Raw genomic sequence first — 1,807 nt, forward strand, 5'->3', positions numbered from 1 at the left:
ACGGTCGCACTGCCGCTGGCGCGCCCCGCGGTCGCGGCTGGCGTGGCGCTGGTCCTCATGGAAACACTGGCCGACTTCGGCGTGGTGAGCTACTTCGGCATCCAGACCTTCACCACCGGCATCTACAAGGCTTGGCTGTCGATGGACAACCGCCTGGCCGCGGCGCAGCTGGCCACCATCCTGCTCGTGCTCGTCATGCTGCTGCTGCAACTGGAGCAGCGTGCACAGCGGCGCATGCGCTTTGCTACGGGCGGGGCGGGCCGCGCGGGCTCCGCCGAGGCCCAGCCGCAGCGGCTGCAGGGGCTCGGGCTGCGCCGCCGCCTGGGCGGTGTGCGTGCTGCCGGTGGTCTTCGGCTTCGTGGCCCCGGTGGCCTTCATGCTGCGGCCCCTGGCGGCCGACTGGTCCGTGCTGCCCTGGTCGCGCTTTCTGGAGTGGGCCGGCAACAGCGTGCGCCTGGGCAGCATCACCGCCGTGCTGGCCGTGGCCATCGCCCTGGTGCTGGCCTTCGCCGTGCGGCGGCGGGCAGGCGCGCTCACCCGCGGCGTGGCGCAGCTGGCCAGCCTGGGGTATGCCGTGCCCGGCGCCGTGATCGTCGTGGGCCTGCTGCTGCCCGTGGGCTGGCTGCAGGCCGCCGCCCCCCAGTGGGGCCTGCCGTCGATCATCACCGCCACGGCGGTCGGCATCGTGTGGGCCTACCTCGTGCGGTTCTGTGCCGTGGCGTTGCAGTCGATGCAAAGCGGCTACGCGCGCATTCCCGCCAGCCTGGACGACTCCGCCCGCATGCTGGGCGCCGGCGGCGCCGGCCTGCTGGCCCGGGTGCACTGGCCCCTGCTCCAGCGCTCCACGGCCGCCGCGGCGCTGCTGGTGTTCGTCGACGTGATGAAGGAACTGCCCGCCACCATGGTGCTGCGGCCCTTCAACAGCGACACCCTGGCCGTGGTCGCCTACCAGCTGGCGCGCGACGAGCGGCTGGGCGAGGCTGCCTTGCCGTCGTTGGCGCTGGTGGCGGTGGGGCTGGTGCCGGTTGTGCTGTTGAGTCGGACGTTGCGGAGCCGGGGGTGAGGGGGAGATAGAGGGGGGCTTTTCAGAGCCTGTTTCAATCCACGCGCCTGCACGCGGCGCGATCCCCACGTTTTTCCCCGTCTCCCAGTTCGGTTCATCGTTTCAACCCACGCGCCCGCACGGGGCGCGACGGCTCATGGGGCGTCATCAAGACGCAGGCCTACATGTTTCAACCCACGCGCCCGCACGGGCCCGACACAGGCGGCCTACAACATCAAGCGGACACTAGATCGTTTCAACCCACGCGCCGGCACGGGGCGCGACGGCTCACCTGCCGCAAGTCCAAGTCCAAGTCCAAGTCCAAGTCCAAGTCCAAGCAGATCGTTTCAACCCACGCGCCCGCACGGGGCGCGACGTGCTGGGTGATGACGCAGCGCCCGCGATCAAGACGTTTCAACCCACGCGCCCGCACGGGGCGCGACAAGACGCCGCAGTCGCAGCAGTTGAAGCCGTAATCGTTTCAACCCACGCGCCCGCACGGGGCGCGACGGATTTTTCTCCGGCTATGGCTCGGTGTTCGGGGTGTTTCAACCCACGCGCCCGCACGGGGCGCGACCCGCGAGCTTTCCACGGCCGGTAGCTCACAAAAGAGTTTCAACCCACGCGCCCGCACGGGGCGCGACCGTGGCAGCAAGACAATCGCCGGGTGATCGGTGAGTTTCAACCCACGCGCCCGCACGGGGCGCGACACGAAGGCGTCCACCCCCTCCCCATGCGGCAGGAAGTTTCAACCCACGCGCCCGC

At 70.3% G+C, this 1,807-nt stretch carries 1 pseudogene and 1 CRISPR repeat array; the pseudogene reads left to right on the forward strand.

Annotated features, from left to right (window positions below):
• A pseudogene (locus AC27KI_RS23990) lies at nt 1–1,063 on the forward strand (ABC transporter permease); the annotation flags it as partial.
• A 231-nt stretch (nt 1,064–1,294) separates the two neighbouring features.
• Nucleotides 1,295–1,752: direct repeats of the CRISPR family, unit length 33 nt; unit sequence CGTTTCAACCCACGCGCCCGCACGGGGCGCGAC.
• Nucleotides 1,753–1,807 lie beyond the last annotated feature (55 nt).

The sequence above is a fragment of the Acidovorax sp. KPB24-03 genome (assembly GCF_057546605.1).